The organism is Bacillus xiamenensis (genome assembly GCF_001857925.1).
Taxonomy (GTDB): domain Bacteria; phylum Bacillota; class Bacilli; order Bacillales; family Bacillaceae; genus Bacillus; species Bacillus xiamenensis.
In genome coordinates this window covers 2908939-2927445 of sequence record NZ_CP017786.1, presented here as the reverse complement: position 1 = coordinate 2927445, position 18507 = coordinate 2908939, and the positions used below count along the sequence as shown (strand labels likewise).

The following is an 18507-nucleotide window of genomic DNA, read 5'->3' as shown; positions in this document are numbered from 1 at the left end:
GTTTTCCCCTCCTATGCAAAACGTGAACGTAGCGGTTATGTCAGAAGTACAATATGTTTCAACATAAATTTATGCCTATTTACAAGCCAATATGATAAAAACTTGTTTTCTCATAGGAGGGGCTGATTCATTATTGAATGGTGAGCATTTTATTTAATGCAAGCAAAGCGTCTTTGGTCATGTCTTCATTGACCTGAATCAAACCGACAGGCTCACCCTTTTCAATGCTTTCTAGTGCCCATAACAAATGAGGCAGATCAATACGGTTCATGGTTAAACATGGACACATATCTGGGTTGAGTGATTCAATTTGTTTGTCAGGATGCTGGTCTATGATGCGTTTCACTAAATTCATTTCTGTCCCTATGGCCCACTTGCTTCCTGCTGGCGCCTGCTTGATTGTGTCAATAATAAATTTTGTTGAACCAGCTAGATCAGAAGCCTTTACCACCTCATGCATGCACTCTGGATGGACAAGGATTTGAATGTCACGATCTCTTTTTCGCGTTTCTTCAATATTCCGAATGGTAAATTTCTCATGAACGGAGCAGTGCCCTTTCCATAAAATCATTTTGATCCGATGAAGCGGATGATCAGTGATGAGCTTTTCTTCTATTTGATCCCAGACAGCCATTTCTTCTAGCGGAATCCCTAAATCATAGGCCGTATTACGCCCTAAATGCTGGTCAGGGAGAAAAAGAATCCGCTCTTTTTGCGTGAGCGCCCACTCCAGTACTTTTTTAGCATTTGAAGAAGTGACAGTCGCCCCGCCATGCTTGCCGACAAATGCTTTAATATCAGCTGTTGAGTTTACATAAGTAAGCGGGAGTATCGTATCGCCAAACAGGTCAGTGAGCTGATCCCATGCGCTGTCTGTTTGTTTCATGTTCGCCATATCTGCCATTGAACAGCCTGCTCTCATATCTGGCAATATGACATGCTGATTCTTTTTTGACAGCATATCTGCCGTTTCCGCCATAAAATGAACGCCGCAGAACACAATGTATTCTGCCTCTTGATTATCAGCTGCGATTTGCGCCAGCTGCAATGAATCACCTGTGGCATCTGCAAACTGGATCACCTCATCCTTTTGATAATGATGACCCGGTATAAAAAGCTTTGATCCAAAATTTCGTTTAATGTCTAACACACGCTGCTTCATTTCTTCATAAGAGCGGTGCTTATATTCATCTGGCATCATCGTTGTGTGTTGTGCCGCAAATACATCAAGCATGGACATGAGTCGTTCCCCCTTTATGACTGAATTCCATATTCATACTAAAATCAAATGATGGAGCAGAATGTGTCAGAAAGCCAAGTGAAATAAGGTCTACACCTGTCCCCCGGTAGCTTGGTAGCGTCTCTAACGTGATGCCACCTGATGCCTCTGTCAAAATGGTTTCAGGTGTCATCTGTTTAAACCGTTTCACTTCATCCGGAGAGCAGTTATCAAACATGATGACATCTGCTTTGGCGTCAATGGCTTCCAGTAGCTGTGCTTCGGATTCAATTTCCACTTCAATTTTCACCATATGACCGGCGTATGCTCTAGCTTTCTCTACAGCTTCACGGATAGAGCCACATGCGGCAATATGATTATCTTTAATCATCACACCATCTGATAAGCCGAAGCGATGATTCTTTCCGCCTCCGACTTTCACTGCGTATTTCTCTAACATGCGCAAACCGGGTGTCGTCTTTCTCGTATCACAAATCGTAATAGATGGATCAGCTAATCGCTCTACTGCTTCATGAGTGAGAGTTGCGATACCTGTCATTCTCTGAAGTATATTCAAAATAACCCGTTCCCCTTTTAGCAGGTCGTTGACAGGGCCGCTTATTTCTGCCAGTACAGCCCCTTTATGAATCCAATCGCCTTCCTGAAAAAACAGCACAGTTTCAATCTGTTCATTCAAAAGCTCGTATCCCATCTCAATGACTTGTGATCCTGCCAATACGCCGGATTGTTTCGCAATGATGTAAGCTGTTCCTTTCTTATCTTCAAAGATGGCATCAGCGGATACATCTCCAAAGCCAATATCTTCTGTTAAAAAATGTGTAAGCATCTGTTTTAACTGTAAACGTTCCATTTGGCACCAATCCTTTCATTTTTGATGATGTGAATTTGCCCTTGTTCATGTACTATCTGTTTCCCCTGCCACAAAGCATCATGGCGCTTTGGATAATCCTTGCGATAATGACCGCCCCTGCTTTCTGTCCGGAGTAATGCCGATTTGGCAATGCAACTGGCTAATGCCCATTGATTGCTTAATTCGATTTGCTCATTTGTGATATTCTTCACATTAGTTTGCTGAAAAGAGACATGTTCTAATTCATGAAGCAAGGTCTGTAAGCCTTTTTCATCTCTCACAATGGCGGCATATGCTGTCATCCATTGTCTGAGCTGAGCCTCTGACATAGCCGGGACAGACCATATTTCTTGTATTGAAAGAGATGGGATGGTTTCTTGGTGAACGGCCAATTGCTCGATACGCCGAGCCGCTTTGCTGCCTAAAACGAGACCTTCCAAAAGAGAATTACTTGCCAATCGATTGGCGCCGTGTAAACCTGTACAGGCCGCTTCACCGATGGCAAAAAGCGATGGAACTGTTGTTTCTCCATGTTCATTGACCTTGATTCCGCCCATTAAAAAGTGCATACCGGGTGAAACAGGCAGCCGGCCGCTTGCCGTATCGACTCCAGCACGCTGACACATCGCATCAATCGCTGGAAACCGTGCAGAAAAATGCGGAATATCCTGTATGTTGAGATCAATAGAATGACCTAGCTGCTGCTCATGGAAAATGGTTCTTGCCACGACATCTCTAGGAGCTAAATCACCAAGTGGGTGAATACCTTTCATGATCCGTCTGCCCGATTCATCTTCTAAATAGGCACCCTCTCCCCTGACTGCCTCTGATACGAGACCGACTGCTTTACCAGCAATCGTCAGAAGGGTCGGATGGAATTGGACAAATTCTAAATCCACTAATTGTGCGCCGACTCGATAGGCCATCATTAGCCCATCTCCTGTCACAGAAGGGTCATTTGTGTTTATCTCATATAATGAGCCACAGCCGCCAGTGGATAACACCACTGCATCTGCGGTCATTGTATGTACGTGTCCCTCCTCGTCTTTCCACACAACACCAATACATGTCCCTTCATGAATTAATAGATCAATGACATGATGGTTTTCGTATACATGGATATGTGAGCCATGCTTGCCTTTCAAAAACTGCACAAGGGTTTTACCTGTTTGATCTCCTCCTGCATGCAGAATGCGATGAAAAGTATGTGCTCCCTCTTTACCTAACTGCGGCATTCCCGCTTCATTTCGATCAAATGGACAGCCTTCTTCTACAAGCTGATCCACAAGGTTTTTTCCAAGCCGTACGATCTCTTCTACGGTTTTGTCATCATTGTGATCACAGCCGGCAGCTAGTGTGTCTTGCACATGCTGATCGACAGAATCGTGTGCTGAAAAAGCAGCAGCGATTCCTCCTTGTGCAAGCATAGAATTACTAGAGGAAAATTGTTTTTTTGTCATGATGATGACTTGGCAGTTGTCTGAGATGGTATTCGCAAAGGAAAGAGCCGCAATGCCTGATCCCACCACAATGACTTTTTTGATTGATGACACAATCTCCCCTCCTGTCATTTACACCTGTCTTGACACATATCATTACACAACACTACAATAAATACAAGAAAAAATTTTTATACGGGAGTTGGATGGGTTTGATCTATTTAGATTATGCAGCCTCTACACCTGTTTCTGACGAAGCGCTACATGTATTCCAGCAGCTGAGCAAAGAGTGCTACGGGAATGCAAGCAGCCTTCATGATGCAGGCGGAAGAGCAAATGACATATTGACTTACAGCAGACAATCACTTGCGACAATCTTAGAGGGCGAACCCGGCGGCATTTACTTTACAAGTGGAGGAACTGAATCCAATATCCTTGCGATTCAATCCATCATGAATGGACTTCCGCCGCATAAACGGCATGTCATCACAACATCAGTAGAGCACCCTTCCGTTCATCATGCGGTCAATGCCATGCAGCGCCTCGGTGTGAAGGTCACGATTATCGAACCGAACCAAGAAGGGATCATCACAGCGGAAATTCTCAAACAAGCTTTATTGCCTGAAACAGGACTCGTATCCATCCAGCATGCCAACTCAGAAACAGGAATTATCCAGCCTTTGGCTGAATTAGCGGCTCTTTTAAAAGAAAGACAGGTTCTTTTTCATACAGATGCAGTGCAAACATTTGGGAAAATTCGTGTGTCCGTGAAGGAACTTGGGGTGGATGCGATCTCTATTTCCAGTCATAAAGTGTATGCACCTAAGGGTACAGGCGCTGTCTATTTGGACACACATGTCCCTTGGAAGCCTTTATATGAAGGGGCAGTGCAGGAAAACGGCCTACGCCCAGGGACTGTGAACGTTCCTTCTATTGGTGCTTTTGTTGCCGCGAGCGAACAAATAATGCTTCAGATCGAGGAGCAGCAGCAGCTCGATGGTCAGCTTCGTGATTATTTTCTTCAGCAGCTAAAAAAACGACAGCTGCCTGTCCGTACGCTGCAAGGCAGTGGAAAGCGCCGCATTCTGCCTCATATTATTGGTTGTTTTTTTGAAGGGTTTGAAGGACAATATGTAATGTTAGCATGTAACCGAAACGGGGTTTGTATATCGACTGGAAGCGCATGTGCTTCTGGTTATCATCATCCTTCCCCAGCTGTGAAGGCATTGCATGTATCAGATCGTGATGCCCTTCAATTCATTCGAATATCATTTGGACGAGGATCATCAAAAGATGACATCGACCAGCTTTTGCATACATTTGAGAGCTTGCAAAAGGAGAAGAAAGGAGCATAAAACGTGGAGCAAGAGAAAAAACTCATTGGCGAAGAGAGAAGATCCGCCATTTTAGAGTGGCTGAAAGAAACAGATACACCGCTTACCGGAAGCTTTTTAGCTAAAAAAGCCGCTGTCTCACGACAAGTCATTGTACAAGATATTTCATTACTAAAAGCAAAAAACGAACCCATTATTGCCACAAGTCAAGGCTATGTGTATATGGCGCAGCATACACCAGAAACTGAAATCCAACAGATTATTGCCTGTAAGCACGACCCTCATCGTACAGAAGAGGAGCTGACACTGATTGTCGACTACGGTGTAACGGTGAAAGACGTGATCATTGAGCATCCTGTCTACGGGGAGCTGACGGCCTCTATTCGAGTGAGTACGCGCAAACAAGTGGCTGACTTCGTTCGTCATATTGCTAATACGGGCGCCTCCTACTTGTCAGAGCTGACAGATGGCGTACACTTACATACCCTTACTTCCTACAGCCAAAAGCAGCTTGACCAAGCCATTCAAGCGCTTGATGACGCTGGATTTCTCATTAAAGACTAAAAAATAGTGTCCCCATCAGGACACTATTTTTCATTCGTTAATTCATATGTTTGATAGCTGCCAAGCAGTTTGACCTCGCAGCCAATCGCTTCTAATTCTTGAATCGCACCAGGGACAAGCACATCATCCATCTCTTTTTCGATATCAATGATAAATAAATAGTGTCCAAGACCCGTTTTTGTCGGACGGGATTCAATTTTTGACAAGTTCAGATTCCGCCAAGAAAAAGCAGATAACACGCGGTGTAATGCACCGGATTGGTCATCCTTTGGCAGACTGACAACAATGGTTGTTTTTGGCTTCGAAGAAAAGCCTGAATTCATTGGAAACGATGCCTTAGGGTCTTTATGTAAAATAACAAAGCGTGTGTGATTGTGCGGATAATCATGAATGTCTTTTTTCGCAATGGCCAATCCGTACGTTTTTGCGGCAATCTCATTGGCAATCGCACCAACAGCTTCATCGGGATGCTCACTAATATATTTCGCTGCATAGCCTGTTGATTCCACCGGTCTATGCGGAATATCAGGGTACTGCTTTTTCAAAAATTGATGACACTGCGCAATTGCGTGCGGATGTGACTGAATCACATCTAATGTCTCCCAGCTCTCCGCTTTTGATGGATGGACAAGCAGGTGCTGGCGAATCGGTGCTGTCATTTCGCCAACAATGGACAGTGCGTCTTCATGGATTAAATAATCAATCGTTAAGTTTACAGATCCTTCGAGTGCATTTTCAAGTGGAACGACCGCCAAATCTACTTCGCCCTTTGACACAGCATCCATACATTGCGGAATGGTTGCATAAGCCCGCTGCACTGCATCTTTTGGAAAGCAAGAACATACGGCCAAATGAGTAAATGTTGCCTCTGGTCCAAAATAACCTACAGTTAATTGCTTCATCTGCTATGATCTCTCCTTTTACGCCCCAGAACCGAGAATTTCAACTTTTTCGACAAATTCAAGTTTTCTTAATTGATTCATGACTGTATTGATATCATCTGCCATGCCGGCCGTACTGATCGATAGGGTGACATTGGCTCTTCCTTGCAGCGGAATGGTTTGGTGAATGGATAACACATTACAGCCAGAGTCAGCCACAATTTGCAGCAGCCTTGACAGAGCCCCAGACCGATCCTCTAGGTGGAAAAACAATGTGATGATCTGCTCTTTCACCATCGTATAAAATGGAAAAACAGCATCCCGGTATTTATAAAAAGCACTGCGGCTTAAATCCGCTTTCTGAACAGCATCCGCAACTGAATCCGCTTTTTTGCGATCGAGAAGCTTTTTGACTTCAAGCGTTTTTCGCATCGCATCTGGAAGTACATCCTCTCTTACTAAATAGAACGTTTCTTCTTTCACCTGTTTTCTCCCCTTTTAAAAACGGGAGAGCCCATGAACTGGACCCTCCTTTTGATCAATCAATAAATTCAAATTCAAATTCAAGCAGACGAATGATGTCGCCATCTTTCGCACCACGCTCACGCAGGGCATCATCGACACCCATTCCGCGCAGCTGTCTAGAGAATCGTTTCACTGACTCGTCTCTTGAGAAATCTGTCATCTTAAACAATCGCTCCAGTGCTTTACCCGTTAAAACAAACGTGCCATCAGGATCTCTTGAGATCTCAAATGCTGCTTCTCCTTCATCAAACTTGTACATCACGCGGTTATCAGACAGCTCCTCTTCATTGTAGAGCGGGAATTCCGGTGTTGTTTCAAGCTGATTGGCGATCTCAAATAAGAGCTCACGAAGCCCTTCTCTTGTGATCGCACTAATTGGGAACACTTTATGGTCATCCGTTAGTTTTTCTTTAAATGCTGCTAGATTGTCAGCTGCATCTGGCATGTCCATTTTGTTAGCCACAATGATTTGTGGACGCTCTGTCAATCTCATATTGTACTGCTCAAGCTCTTCATTAATCGTCACATAATCTTCGTAAGGGTCACGTCCTTCAAGTCCTGACATATCAATGACATGGACAATGACACGTGTACGCTCAATGTGGCGTAAAAATTGATGACCTAAACCAACGCCTTGGTGCGCGCCTTCAATTAGTCCCGGCAGATCCGCCATGACAAAGCTTCGGTTATCATCCGTCTCGACAACACCAAGATTCGGCACAAGCGTTGTAAAATGATAATCTGCAATTTTCGGTTTCGCAGAAGAGACAATGGAAAGCAGCGTCGACTTCCCGACACTTGGGAAACCAACGAGTCCAACATCTGCAAGTACTTTTAATTCCAGGATAACGTCACGTTCTTTACCCGGTTCACCATTTTCAGAAAGCTGTGGTGCAGGGTTTGCAGGTGTTGCAAAGCGTGTATTTCCACGTCCGCCTCGTCCACCTTTTGCAATGACTGCCCGCTGCCCATGCTCTGTTAAGTCAGCAAGTACTTGTCCCGTTTCTGCATCTGTTACCACTGTACCAGGTGGAACTTTGACGACCATTTCTTCCGCATTACGGCCATGCTGGTTTTTACTCATCCCGTGCTCGCCGCGATCCGCCTTGAAATGACGTTTATAACGAAAGTCCATCAACGTTCTGAGTCCTTCGTCCACCTCAAATACAACATCTGCACCATTTCCGCCGTCGCCGCCTGCTGGACCGCCTTTTGGCACATATTTTTCACGACGGAACGCTACCATACCGTTTCCGCCGTCACCGCCTTTAACATACACTTTAACCTGATCTACAAACATAACTTCCTCCGTTTCTCTGCATCACATATCTCGTTCTTGCCTCAAACAAAGCTCAATCATGGACTCATGAGAGGTCACATGAAATTGCGTTATACTCATACATGGATAGTTTGCGTCATGAAACGCATTTAACGCATCCAAACTTGTTAATTTTCCTTTGAAATCAAAATATAAGACCACATCATTCTCATCATGATCTGTTTGGAACGTGACCGTTAAATGATTTTCAGTTTTTTGGCAAACTGATTGATCGAATATCGAAAACAACTCCCGTGATACCGTTAGCAGCTGCGATTCATATGCTGATAAGTCTCGGGTTTCACCAAGCACTTCATATTCTAGGGTGATAAAATGCGACTCCCAATTAAATGTTAGAAAGTAATAGGCCAATTGGGGAATTTTTAAATTTGAGAGTTTGGATTCATGCTGTGCTTCAATGACCATTTCTTCTATTATTTCGAACACTCGGTCATATTTTTCTAATGTCAAGTTGCCTTTGATTAACTGCAATTTATTCATCCAGTCGTGTCTTGAGCGACTAAGTAGATAAATCAATTCATTTGTTAATGCAACGTGAGTTAATTTTTCAGTTTGTTTACTTGGTATCTCTTCCATTATCGCACTCCCAATCGTTTGGTCTCTCTTTTAGGAGTCTTATCATCACTATGTCTCCCTGAATTATAACAGAGAAGACAGCTTAGAAAAACACTAGTTATGTGAGGAAAGGTTGTTTTTTCTGATCGTATAGGAGAAAATGAGGCAAAGTCAGCAAACGTACTCTGATATTTATGGAGTGCATCTTCTTTTATCATCTTCGGTACCACTTGTAAAAAGCGCAAAAGCTCCCTGAACAGTGAAAAAAACTCCAGTCAATGACCGGAGTTTTTAGCAATTATTGTGCCGCAGGATATACGCTCACTTTTTTACGGTCACGACCGAAACGTTCGAATTTAACTGTTCCGTCGATTTTAGCGAAAAGAGTGTCGTCGCCTCCGCGTCCAACGTTTTCACCTGGATAGATTTTCGTTCCACGTTGACGATAAAGGATAGAACCACCAGTTACGAATTGACCATCCGCACGTTTAGCGCCTAAACGTTTAGACTCAGAGTCACGTCCGTTCTTTGTAGAACCTACCCCTTTTTTAGATGCGAAAAATTGAAGATCTAATCTAAGCATGAAGTTCACCTCCTATTTTTTTGTAGATATTCTCACATAATCGTGATAATCTCGTTCGATTGTCTCTAAGGAAACGACCATGCCTTCTAAAAGCAGCTGGGCTTTTTCAAAGGTGACTGGATCTGTATCAGCTGGTAATTCAAAAGAGAAATATCCGCCTTCATCTCCAATATCAAGCAGTGGATCAATTCCTGTCAGTGCAATAATTGAATTGACTGAACCGAAAACAACTGCAGATACACCTGCACAAACGAGATCCTGACCTTTTTCAGCAAACTCGGCATGTCCAGTCATCTGAAAAGACGTAATGCTCTCATCTGCTGGCGACCGAGTAATGGTTGCTTTGATCATATCACTCACACGCCTTAAGCGTTGATTTTTTCGATAACAACTTTAGTGTAAGGTTGACGATGACCTTGTTTTTTGTGGTTGTTTTTCTTCGGTTTATACTTGAACACAGTAATTTTCTTACCGCGACCTTGTTTTTCAACTTTAGCCGTTACTGTTGCTCCAGCGACTGAAGGGTTACCCACTTTGACAGTGTCTCCGCCGACAAACAATACGTTTTCGAAAGTAACTGTTTCACCTGCATCAGCAGCTAGTTTTTCAACATAAACAGTTTGGCCTTCTTCAACTTTGATTTGTTTACCACCAGTTTCAATAATTGCGTACATCTCTGCACCTCCTAATAAACTCAGACTCGCCGAATACAGGGGGCCATAGGCACTTTACACCTGCTCCGCGCGGTTGTAGCACGGGTGCTACATATCCATAACATTAAAAAATATATCAAACTAGACGCAGAATGTCAATGTATTTTCACCATTAGTACGGTAAAAGAAGCTCTTCCATCGAGGAGGTCGTTCTTCGATCTGAAAAATAGGCATGGAGCAATTCATTTTCATCGAGCTGGCTCATTTTCACACCATTTCGTTCGATAATAATGGGGTGCTTACAACCCCTTTGGAATCGTGACATGACCTCGTATATTTTCTCCTCAGCACTGGCTCTCAGCGGAATGAGTTTCTCTACCTTTTGCTCTTTTTTGCCGTAATACCGCTCTAGTAAAAAGCGTACCCTGACGTAATGCCGCTGCCGGTGTTCCATCACAAGGGAATAGGCTAAAAAAGTGAGCAGGACCCAGCCGTTGAATTGCAGCGGAGCAAAACAGATCAGCCCTGCTGTCAAAAGACCGAAAAAGACAAGTGAGCCTTTTATCGCAAGGGCATGTGCGCGCTGGAAAGGGTAAAAAACAGATAAGAGCAAAAAAAATAATTTTCCGCCATCGAGCGGCCAAATAGGTAAAAGGTTGACAAGAAAAATCGCCATATTGAAAAAGGTGAACATCGTAAAGACGTCTTGAGAAATAAAAGAAGCTTGCATGAAAAGCCACGCCATAAGCTGGAGCAGCACATGCTGAAGCGGTCCGCATAAAATCACCGCCAGCTCTTCTTTTAGCGGACGGTTCCCATGTTCTTCTACTTCTACCGCTCCGCCAAATGGAAGTAAAAATATCCGCCGAATGCGCCAATGATAATAGCAAGCAGCCGCTGCATGTCCAAGTTCATGGACACAGACGATAATGAGCAGACAAAGCAGCGGCTTAATTTGACCTGATAGAATGGCAAACGCCATCACAATCCAAAGAAGCGGATGGATGTGAACCTTTGTCAGCATGAGCAGCCATCTATTCAAAGGTCATCACCTGAATGGGATCAATAAACTGTTCGTTTTGCTTAATGGCGAAGTAGTACGTCCCTTTCCCTTGTTCATCTAGCGAAATTCGGCCAATTTTTTCACCTTTATCGACAAAATCGTATAGGGCCACATCGGCTTCCTTTAGTTGACCGTACCAGCTGTAGCTGTTATCTGCATGCTGCACCACCACTGTGAGCCCTGTGTCGCTTTTCTTTTTCACCTCTACAACATAGCCTTCTTTCATACTATCAATGGCTTCTGCGGATGTTTCCACTTTGACACCTGCACCATTTTGTGTGAATGATTCCTGTACTTTTCCAGAAGCAGGCACAGCCAATTCTTGATTGGCTTGTACGTCCTTTTGACCATCCTTTTTCTCGGTTAAAAAGGCAAGCGGGTTCCCAATTGTCTTCTCAAACCACCGGTTGGCGGCGGCAAATTGAAAATCTTGTTCAAAGGTTTGACTAATCACCGGCTTCAGCTGCTGAAAAGGACCTGCCTGACCTTTAAATGAAATAGCTGCAATCAAAACAAGCGACGCAGAAAGTAAACATTTAAGCACAAAAGTATTGGGGTTAAATAGTGGATGACGATATTTTTTTGACTGATGAGACGTCGACTCGTAGGAAGCTGACCCAGAATGCTTTTCTTCTTCCGTTAACATGACCCATGGCGGTATATCTCCTTTTTTCTTGGAAGCCGCCTTCTTAGGAGCAGCAGCCGGCTGCTTCGTTTTGCGGCGCTGCGCTATTTTTTTTCGATACTCGTCCACTCTTTTCATGAGATCACCCTTTACATACAAACAGTTTGTACATTTTATGTGACGACCTCATGTGATATGCAACAAAAAGACCGATTCAAAAAGAATCGGTCTGATCTCACGTGAATGATTATGCTCTTACACCGAAAAATGCTTTCAGCTTTGCAAACATTCCTTTGTTGTCATCTTCAAATGATTGAAGCGGAACAGATTCACCTAGTACGCGGCGAGCAATATTGCGATACGCAATCGAGACTTTATTTTTGGCATCCATGACAATCGGTTCACCATTGTTGGAAGCCTTAATGACATCATCATCATCTGCTACAATGCCGAGAAGATCAATCGATAAATGATGGACCACTTCATCCACATCCATTGAGTCGCCATTTTTCGCCATGTGTGTACGAATGCGATTCACAATCAAACGAGGCGGTTCAATATCTTCTTGCTCCAGCAAGCCGATAATTCGGTCTGCATCTCTCACAGCTGAGATTTCAGGTGTCGTGACCACAATCGCTTTGTCAGCACCTGATACAGCATTTTTAAAGCCTTGCTCAATTCCAGCAGGGCAATCAATGACAACATAATCAAAGTCTTGTTTCAATGATTGAATTAATTCTTTGATCTGCTCCGGCTCTACAGCCGTTTTATCGCTTGTTTGAGCAGCGGGTAAAAGATACAAAAGATCCTCGAAACGCTTATCTTTCACAAGCGCTTGGTGAATTTTGCATCTTCCTTCTACTACATCGACTAGATCATAAATAATGCGGTTTTCAAGCCCCATCACGACATCCAAATTCCGAAGGCCAATGTCGGTATCAACTAGACACACTTTTTTTCCTTGAATTGCTAGTGCTGTGCCTAAGTTTGCAGATGTTGTTGTTTTGCCAACGCCGCCTTTTCCTGAGGTAATCACAATAGCCTCGCCCAATTTCACATTCCTCCCTCAAGCCTTGTCAGATTAGGTCTTATATGAGCCAATTGCTGCAGGCGTTCAATGATCATATTGCCATCTATATCTAAATAAGCACATTCCATTTCATTTCCATCTTCTTTTTGATCTGGTGCACGGTTAAACACTTGTGCGATGCGAAGCTGGGTTGGAATCATATGAGATGCCGCAATGACAGCTTGTTTGTTTCCATTACATCCAGCATGTGCTACACCTTTTAACGCACCAAGCACAAAGATATTCCCCCCTGCGCGAATGGTTCCGCCAGGATTTACATCCCCTATTAATAGAAGATCTCCTTCGACATGCAGCACCTGTCCAGAGCGTACAATTTTTGCTACAGAGGTGATCTCGGCCTCTGCTTTTAACCGTCTCGCCTCTTCAGTTGACATGACGTCACTTTCAATAGAGTGAATGACGAGATGTTCATTTGCAGACACCGCTTCAGTCAAACGCGCCTCCTGATCCTCGGTTAAATACCGAAAACCAAGTTTAATATGCACATTGACTTTATGTCCTTCTCTTCCATCTGTATATTGCTCAAGTAAAAGAACCTCTCGCAGGCCAGAAAGAAGGTCTTCAAACGAACAGTCGTCATTTAACTGTAGTGTTAATCCGTTTTTTGTACCTTTTATTGTCACATATTGCTGTTTTTGAGTTTTCAAGATGCTCACCTCAACAACATACTCATTTCGCCGTAATTGGACAAACTCCTGCTTTTATTCGTCGACCAGTCCTTGTTTCACATTGATGAAAAAGAGCCTAAGCGGCACAACAAGTATGAGAGACGCAGCAGTATTTAAAAGAATCGTTGGAATAAAGCGTTCGATCACATACGTATTAAACGGCATGATCCCTGGTTGAATCGTCGCTTGAACGCCGTACACATAAAACTCCATCACTGCAACAGCAATAATTGACAGAAAGACAACGACTAAAATATTCGTCTGAAGCACTTTGAAGGCTTTCGCCAGCAAATAGCAGAGCGCACCAAAGCCAAACATATGAACACCAAGAATACCTGTATACGAAATATCATATAAAAGTCCAAAGATAAATCCGTAAATCACACCGTATTTTTGATTCACAAAAGCTGTCAAAAATACAAGCGCGAGTAAGATGAAATGAGGTGCTAAAATTTGATCCTCTGAAACAAATGGGAGCCTCACTAAATCAACAAAAATACTGTCAAATACGAAAATAAACAACATGACGAAAGCAAGAAGGACACGTTTCACGAGCCTTCCTCCTTCGTTAATTGAGATGCATCTGCCGTACTTGTACTGCGATTCACAACAATCACATGGTCTAAATTATTGAGTTCAGCAGCTGGTTCTACATAAATAATTTTTGTCAGTCCGTAATGGTCAGGCTCGATTTCACTCACCTTTCCAATCGTCAAGCCCTGCGGGAATACGCCCCCTGCTCCAGATGTTTCAACAAGATCTCCTTTTTTGACATCCCCATCAGCATCGGATTTTAAAATGTTCATTGTCAGCATTTTTTTCTTGCTGTCATAGCCGTTAATAATTCCATTGAGTTCTTCTTTGCCCTTTTTCGCAAAAATTTTCGTTGAAATTCTATTATTTTGGTCTGTAGAGCTTAGCAACCTTACAGTCGAAGTAAAATTGTTGAGCTTATCACTTTCAATTTTTCCAATTAACGCACCACTCTCATTTGTGACCGCCATATCTTTTTCAACGCCTTGTTTTTTGCCTTTATCGATCATCACAAAGCTATCCCAAAGGGAGGGATTTCTTGCGATGACTGTTGAAAGGATCGGCGTGTAGTCACGAATAGAGTTTACATATCCGAGCTGCTTGCGAAGCTTTTTGTTCTCATCTTCTAGTTCTTGAAGTTTCGCCTCATATTGGGTTTGTCCATCAAGTTTTTTTCGAAGACGCTCGTTTTCATCGTATGTGTTCTTTAAATCTTGTACATTTTCATAAATACCGGCAATAAATTGTGATGGTTTATGAAAGACACCTTGAAAAAAGCCTGTCGTATCCCCCACTAATTTTTCCGGCCATGAAGCACCTCTTCCGCTTTTCACTGAAAAACCAATCATGGCCACCAGCACGATGACGCAGACAAGGAGCAACATTAATCTTTTATTCATAAAAAACTGCGGCATGTCTTACACCTCTTTATTTACGCCCGATTATCTTTTGATTTTCCTTTGAACAAGTGAATATGTTCTAGTGCTTTCCCTGTTCCGATCGCCACACAGTCAAGTGGGTCTTCAGCAATAATGACTGGCATTTTCGTTTCATCACTAATGACTTTATCAAGATTACGCAGCAATGCACCGCCGCCTGTTAAAACGATTCCACGGTCCATAATATCTGCTGCCAGCTCAGGCGGGGTTTTTTCAAGCGTCATTTTTACCGCATCGACAATTGTTTCCACTGTATCGCGAAGCGCTTTTGCAATCTCTTCCGCCGTAATAGAGATTGTTTTTGGCAGACCTGTTAAAAGGTCACGTCCGCGAATGTCCATCTCATCATGCACATCTGGCTGCGCTGAACCGATTTCCATTTTTATCGCTTCTGAAGTACGATCACCAATCATTAGATTATACGTTTTACGGATATAACTACTGATCGCATCATCCATTTCATCCCCTGCAACACGGATGGATTGAGATGTCACAATGCCGCCAAGTGAAATAATCGCTACTTCTGTTGTACCGCCGCCAATATCCACAACCATACTCCCTGTTGGCTCCCATACAGGCAGGTTCGCACCAATCGCCGCAGCAAATGGCTCTTCAATTGGGTATGCATCACGTGCACCAGCTTGTCTTGTTGCATCAATGACTGCGCGCTCTTCTACAGCTGTAATACCGGATGGTACACATACCATCACATAAGGTTTACGAGCAAATAGTCCTTTGTTTTTTAATGCTTGATTAATGTAGTATTTCATCATTGTTGCTGTCGTCTCATAATCTGCAATGACACCGTCTTTCATTGGACGGAGCGCCACCACATTACCTGGTGTACGGCCAATCATATTTCTAGCGTCATTTCCGACCGCCACTATAGACTTCGTATCGGTTTCCAAAGCTACGACCGAAGGTTCTCTCACAACAATGCCTTTTCCTTTAATAAAAACAAGCGTATTCGCTGTTCCAAGATCTATTCCAAGGTCTTTTGTACCAATTCCAAACATATGTATGTATCTTCCTTTCTTAAACCAAAATTCCCTTTAGGGAAAAACTCATAAACTCTATTATATCGTAAAACATTGAAAAAAAAAGTGTTACAAATACCCTTTTTCCTTCAAACTCACAAATTTTTGATCACCTATCACAAGATGATCAAGCAACTGGATTCCAATCAGCTTTCCACATTCAAAAAGTCTCTTTGTCACTTCAATATCTTCCCTACTAGGTGTCGGGTCTCCAGATGGATGGTTGTGCACACAGATAAATGAAGCGGCCGAACGTTTAAAGGCCTCTTTAAAAATTTCACGCGGATGAACAATCGACGAATTCAAACTTCCAATAAACACAGTATGTTTATGAAGAACCTGATTTTTCGTATTAAGATAAAGACAAACGAAATTTTCTTGCGTCAAAAATCTCATATCTTCCATCACAAAGTTCGCCCCATCTTCTGGCGTGCGAATCACATAACGGTTGTCCGTCGTTTGATGGTGTAATCTTGTGCCTAGTTCTAAAGCAGCTAAAAGAGAGATCGCCTTCGCTTTTCCAACTCCGCGAATCTTTGACAGTTCTTCAATTGAAGCTCCCTTCACAGTACGAAGACCGCCAAATGTTTGCAGAAGCCTTGCAGAAACTTGAAGAACCGATTCCTTTTTTGTGCCTGTTCTCAACAGGATTGCGACAAGTTCATGGTTTGATAAACTACTTGGACCATATTTGATAAATCGTTCTCGCGGCTTTTCATCATGAGGAAAATGCTTCAGCAACATAGGGAAATGACTCAAGATAAACACTCCTTTTTAGATTCCTTCCCGTCATCAAAAAGGGGTGATTCCAAATGTTTCAAGCACTCTAACTGTTTTGGCAATAGGGAGTCCTACAACGGAAAAATAATCACCGTCTATTTTTTGTACAAACAGGGCACCTTTCCCTTGAATGCCGTAGCTTCCAGCTTTATCAAGAGGTTCGCCTGTTTCGATATAGCGGTCTATTTCATTTTGCGTAAGCGGCCAAAATGTCACTTCTGTCTGCTCATAAAAGGTTTCTTTTCTATTTTCTGATTGAATCGTAACACCCGTCAAGACTTGATGTGCCTTACCTGACAATAATTGAAGCATTGAAGCCGCTTCTTCCTTGCCTTTTGGTTTTCCAAGGCATTTGCCGTCCATTGCAACAATTGTATCTGCGCCAATGATCACAGCGTTGGGATGTATTTTTTGAATATCATTTGCTTTTTGTTCTGCCAACCATTGGACGTTCTCAGCAGGAGAAAGGTTTCGATTTATTTCTTCTTTTAATTGACTTGCTTGAATGTCATATGAAAACCCTGCTAAATCAAGCAATTCTTTTCTTCTAGGTGATTGAGATGCGAGAATCAATTGGTTCATGTTTGTTCATCCTTTCAGGGTATAGCCTAAGAAGTAAGATACCCATTCATCCTATCAAATGTACATCTTACCGACAATTGATGAAAAATCATTTTTCATGTTCATTCATCATTATGTTGGAAGGAAAAGAAAAAAACTAGTCATTTTTTGACTAGTTTAGTTGATTAAAAAATGATTTTACGTATTTAATTGATCAAGCAGGGCTTGCTGAGATTTCCACCCATTTTCAGCAGATGGGTTATTTAAGAGCTGAACTGCTTTCAGCAAACTGCTCTTGGCTGATGCATCAGTTGTTTTTGCATTTTCCAGCTCAGAAATCAGCTGCGTGACTTCCTTTTGATCTACATCATCCCCTGCAATGACCTTTGAAGATAAGACAGATGCCTTTTCTATTAAACTAGTCAGCTCATCCGGCACTTGAAACGAGAGCTCCTTCCCTCCCCATGCTTCAAAGTGCTGATCGATCAACTTTTTCCCAACAGCGCTTGTCATGCCTTGTTCTGTGGCAAGCCCGGCAATCACATAATATCCATCATCCATTGATACCTTTTTACCTGCATATCCTGCCTCTTTTAAACTGCCAACTAAGTCATCTGCTCCTTTTTCAGAAGAAAACTTTCCAGCCTGTACGACAAAGGTTGAAAAGCTGCCAGAGACACTTTTTTCATCTTTATTGTCTTTTGATTCATCTGTAGTATCAGCCGGCGGCGTCTCTCCTCCTGCTTTCATCGAAGGCTCGCTTCCAGATGCTGAGACGCTGATATGATCTCCGTCTGACGGATTGGCTGAACCATTTTGACTTAAACTTAGTGCAAACACACCGAGGCCTGTCCCAAGAACCACTGCAAACACAATCGTTGTCATCACTCTTTTGAAGGGACCCCGATTTTTACTGAACTTCTGATCAAATGAGCCTTTTTTCTTTTGATAAGGCGTGACAACCTTTGGATCAGAGTGATAAATATGATCAGCTGCATCGTCCCACTGGAAATCTTCTTCCTTCGGTTTAGACGGTTCTTCCTGGGAAGCTGCTGCCTCCTGTTCCGATTGCCTCTTTTCCTCCCAGTTCGAAAACGTTACATGATCCTCTTGCTGTTTTTGAGGCTGATGATCATCTTCATGAAGCATTTCTTCCTTGCCATTAATATTAACCTTTAACCCTTGTTTTTTTGCCTGCCTTTTTTTCACTGTCATTCCCCGCTTTCTGACATTGTTTGTAAGAAAGAC

General features: G+C 42.9%; 22 protein-coding genes and 1 other annotated feature. Of the genes, 2 read left to right on the top strand and 20 right to left on the bottom strand.

Annotated elements, in window-relative coordinates:
* Positions 1–130 precede the first annotated feature (130 nt).
* From nadA to nadB, 3 genes are read right to left on the bottom strand one after another with little or no spacing between them, the layout of a single operon-like run.
* Positions 131–1240: a quinolinate synthase NadA gene (nadA, locus tag BK049_RS14870; protein WP_071168854.1), complete on the bottom strand. Its 1110-nt coding sequence runs from the start codon at positions 1238–1240 to the stop codon at positions 131–133.
* Positions 1227–2090 carry a carboxylating nicotinate-nucleotide diphosphorylase gene (nadC, locus tag BK049_RS14865; RefSeq protein ID WP_008361019.1) on the bottom strand — a complete coding sequence of 288 codons (864 nt, stop codon included), beginning with the start codon at positions 2088–2090 and terminating at the stop codon, positions 1227–1229. Before nadC ends, nadA begins: the two co-directional genes overlap by 14 nt.
* Positions 2072–3643, bottom strand: a complete 1572-nt coding sequence (nadB, locus tag BK049_RS14860; RefSeq protein ID WP_083381134.1) for an L-aspartate oxidase — start codon at positions 3641–3643, stop codon at positions 2072–2074. The genes nadC and nadB overlap by 19 nt, the downstream gene beginning before the upstream one ends.
* A 92-nt stretch (positions 3644–3735) precedes the next feature.
* On the opposite strand from nadB, the gene BK049_RS14855 reads away from it, so the two are divergent.
* The gene (locus BK049_RS14855; protein ID WP_071168852.1) at positions 3736–4884 is read left to right on the top strand and encodes an IscS subfamily cysteine desulfurase; all 1149 of its coding nucleotides are present in this window, start codon (positions 3736–3738) and stop codon (positions 4882–4884) included.
* A 3-nt stretch (positions 4885–4887) separates the two neighbouring features.
* Positions 4888–5427, top strand: a complete 540-nt coding sequence (locus BK049_RS19650) for a transcription repressor NadR (RefSeq protein WP_071168851.1) — start codon at positions 4888–4890, stop codon at positions 5425–5427.
* A 23-nt stretch (positions 5428–5450) separates the two neighbouring features.
* Here BK049_RS19650 and pheA read toward each other — a convergent pair whose 3' ends face one another.
* From pheA to BK049_RS14765, 17 genes are all read right to left on the bottom strand, one after another.
* Entirely contained in the window at positions 5451–6329 is an 879-nt protein-coding gene (gene pheA / locus BK049_RS14845; protein WP_008357894.1) for a prephenate dehydratase, read from the bottom strand.
* Between the two features lie 18 nt (positions 6330–6347).
* The gene (locus BK049_RS14840) at positions 6348–6791 is read right to left on the bottom strand and encodes an ACT domain-containing protein (RefSeq protein ID WP_008342790.1); all 444 of its coding nucleotides are present in this window, start codon (positions 6789–6791) and stop codon (positions 6348–6350) included.
* Between the two features lie 55 nt (positions 6792–6846).
* On the bottom strand, positions 6847–8133 hold the full coding sequence (obgE, locus tag BK049_RS14835) for a GTPase ObgE (protein WP_071168850.1): 1287 nt from the start codon (positions 8131–8133) through the stop codon (positions 6847–6849).
* Positions 8134–8154: 21 nt separating this feature from the next.
* A complete protein-coding gene (locus tag BK049_RS14830; protein WP_008357900.1) occupies positions 8155–8748 on the bottom strand; it encodes a sporulation initiation phosphotransferase B in 594 nt (197 codons plus the stop codon).
* Between the two features lie 277 nt (positions 8749–9025).
* Positions 9026–9310, bottom strand: a complete 285-nt coding sequence (gene rpmA / locus BK049_RS14825; RefSeq protein ID WP_003216586.1) for a 50S ribosomal protein L27 — start codon at positions 9308–9310, stop codon at positions 9026–9028.
* A 12-nt stretch (positions 9311–9322) separates the two neighbouring features.
* Positions 9323–9661, bottom strand: coding sequence for a ribosomal-processing cysteine protease Prp (locus tag BK049_RS14820; RefSeq protein WP_008357903.1), 339 nt, complete (start codon positions 9659–9661; stop codon positions 9323–9325).
* Positions 9662–9675: 14 nt separating this feature from the next.
* Entirely contained in the window at positions 9676–9984 is a 309-nt protein-coding gene (gene rplU, locus BK049_RS14815; RefSeq protein ID WP_008357905.1) for a 50S ribosomal protein L21, read from the bottom strand.
* 12 nt (positions 9985–9996) lie between these two features.
* Positions 9997–10069 (bottom strand) — a sequence feature (ribosomal protein L21 leader region).
* A 66-nt stretch (positions 10070–10135) separates the two neighbouring features.
* A complete protein-coding gene (locus BK049_RS14810) occupies positions 10136–11005 on the bottom strand; it encodes a M50 family metallopeptidase (RefSeq protein WP_071168849.1) in 870 nt (289 codons plus the stop codon).
* Positions 10998–11789, bottom strand: coding sequence for a M23 family metallopeptidase (locus BK049_RS14805; protein WP_008357909.1), 792 nt, complete (start codon positions 11787–11789; stop codon positions 10998–11000). Before BK049_RS14805 ends, BK049_RS14810 begins: the two co-directional genes overlap by 8 nt.
* A 109-nt stretch (positions 11790–11898) precedes the next feature.
* Positions 11899–12702, bottom strand: coding sequence for a septum site-determining protein MinD (gene minD / locus BK049_RS14800; RefSeq protein ID WP_008357911.1), 804 nt, complete (start codon positions 12700–12702; stop codon positions 11899–11901).
* Positions 12703–12704: 2 nt separating this feature from the next.
* On the bottom strand, positions 12705–13388 hold the full coding sequence (minC, locus tag BK049_RS14795; protein WP_071168848.1) for a septum site-determining protein MinC: 684 nt from the start codon (positions 13386–13388) through the stop codon (positions 12705–12707).
* A 54-nt stretch (positions 13389–13442) separates the two neighbouring features.
* Positions 13443–13961: a rod shape-determining protein MreD gene (gene mreD / locus BK049_RS14790; RefSeq protein WP_008357915.1), complete on the bottom strand. Its 519-nt coding sequence runs from the start codon at positions 13959–13961 to the stop codon at positions 13443–13445.
* The gene (mreC, locus tag BK049_RS14785) at positions 13958–14857 is read right to left on the bottom strand and encodes a rod shape-determining protein MreC (RefSeq protein WP_008357916.1); all 900 of its coding nucleotides are present in this window, start codon (positions 14855–14857) and stop codon (positions 13958–13960) included. Before mreC ends, mreD begins: the two co-directional genes overlap by 4 nt.
* Before the next feature lie 17 nt (positions 14858–14874).
* Positions 14875–15897 (bottom strand): rod shape-determining protein, encoded by a 1023-nt coding sequence (locus tag BK049_RS14780; RefSeq protein ID WP_008357919.1) that lies wholly within the window; start codon positions 15895–15897, stop codon positions 14875–14877.
* 90 nt (positions 15898–15987) lie between these two features.
* The gene (gene radC / locus BK049_RS14775) at positions 15988–16662 is read right to left on the bottom strand and encodes a RadC family protein (protein ID WP_034738900.1); all 675 of its coding nucleotides are present in this window, start codon (positions 16660–16662) and stop codon (positions 15988–15990) included.
* 48 nt (positions 16663–16710) lie between these two features.
* Entirely contained in the window at positions 16711–17280 is a 570-nt protein-coding gene (locus BK049_RS14770; RefSeq protein ID WP_008357924.1) for a Maf family protein, read from the bottom strand.
* 177 nt (positions 17281–17457) lie between these two features.
* Positions 17458–18474, bottom strand: a complete 1017-nt coding sequence (locus BK049_RS14765; protein ID WP_071168847.1) for an SPOR domain-containing protein — start codon at positions 18472–18474, stop codon at positions 17458–17460.
* Positions 18475–18507: the final 33 nt, after the last annotated feature.

Bases quoted from the DNA above. Each gene is read 5' to 3' on its own strand.
- pheA (WP_008357894.1), bottom strand. From the start codon at position 6,329: ATGAAGCAATTAACTGTAGGTTATTTTGGACCAGAGGCAACATTTACT.
- BK049_RS14820 (WP_008357903.1), bottom strand. From the start codon at position 9,661: ATGATCAAAGCAACCATTACTCGGTCGCCAGCAGATGAGAGCATTACG.
- BK049_RS14855 (WP_071168852.1), top strand. From the start codon at position 3,736: ATGGGTTTGATCTATTTAGATTATGCAGCCTCTACACCTGTTTCTGAC.
- BK049_RS14780 (WP_008357919.1), bottom strand. From the start codon at position 15,897: ATGTTTGGAATTGGTACAAAAGACCTTGGAATAGATCTTGGAACAGCG.
- BK049_RS14830 (WP_008357900.1), bottom strand. From the start codon at position 8,748: ATGGAAGAGATACCAAGTAAACAAACTGAAAAATTAACTCACGTTGCA.
- BK049_RS14765 (WP_071168847.1), bottom strand. From the start codon at position 18,474: ATGACAGTGAAAAAAAGGCAGGCAAAAAAACAAGGGTTAAAGGTTAAT.
- rplU (WP_008357905.1), bottom strand. From the start codon at position 9,984: ATGTACGCAATTATTGAAACTGGTGGTAAACAAATCAAAGTTGAAGAA.
- rpmA (WP_003216586.1), bottom strand. From the start codon at position 9,310: ATGCTTAGATTAGATCTTCAATTTTTCGCATCTAAAAAAGGGGTAGGT.
- mreC (WP_008357916.1), bottom strand. From the start codon at position 14,857: ATGCCGCAGTTTTTTATGAATAAAAGATTAATGTTGCTCCTTGTCTGC.
- BK049_RS14770 (WP_008357924.1), bottom strand. From the start codon at position 17,280: ATGAACCAATTGATTCTCGCATCTCAATCACCTAGAAGAAAAGAATTG.
- radC (WP_034738900.1), bottom strand. From the start codon at position 16,662: ATGTTGCTGAAGCATTTTCCTCATGATGAAAAGCCGCGAGAACGATTT.
- nadC (WP_008361019.1), bottom strand. From the start codon at position 2,090: ATGGAACGTTTACAGTTAAAACAGATGCTTACACATTTTTTAACAGAA.
- nadA (WP_071168854.1), bottom strand. From the start codon at position 1,240: ATGTCCATGCTTGATGTATTTGCGGCACAACACACAACGATGATGCCA.
- BK049_RS14805 (WP_008357909.1), bottom strand. From the start codon at position 11,789: ATGAAAAGAGTGGACGAGTATCGAAAAAAAATAGCGCAGCGCCGCAAA.
- obgE (WP_071168850.1), bottom strand. From the start codon at position 8,133: ATGTTTGTAGATCAGGTTAAAGTGTATGTTAAAGGCGGTGACGGCGGA.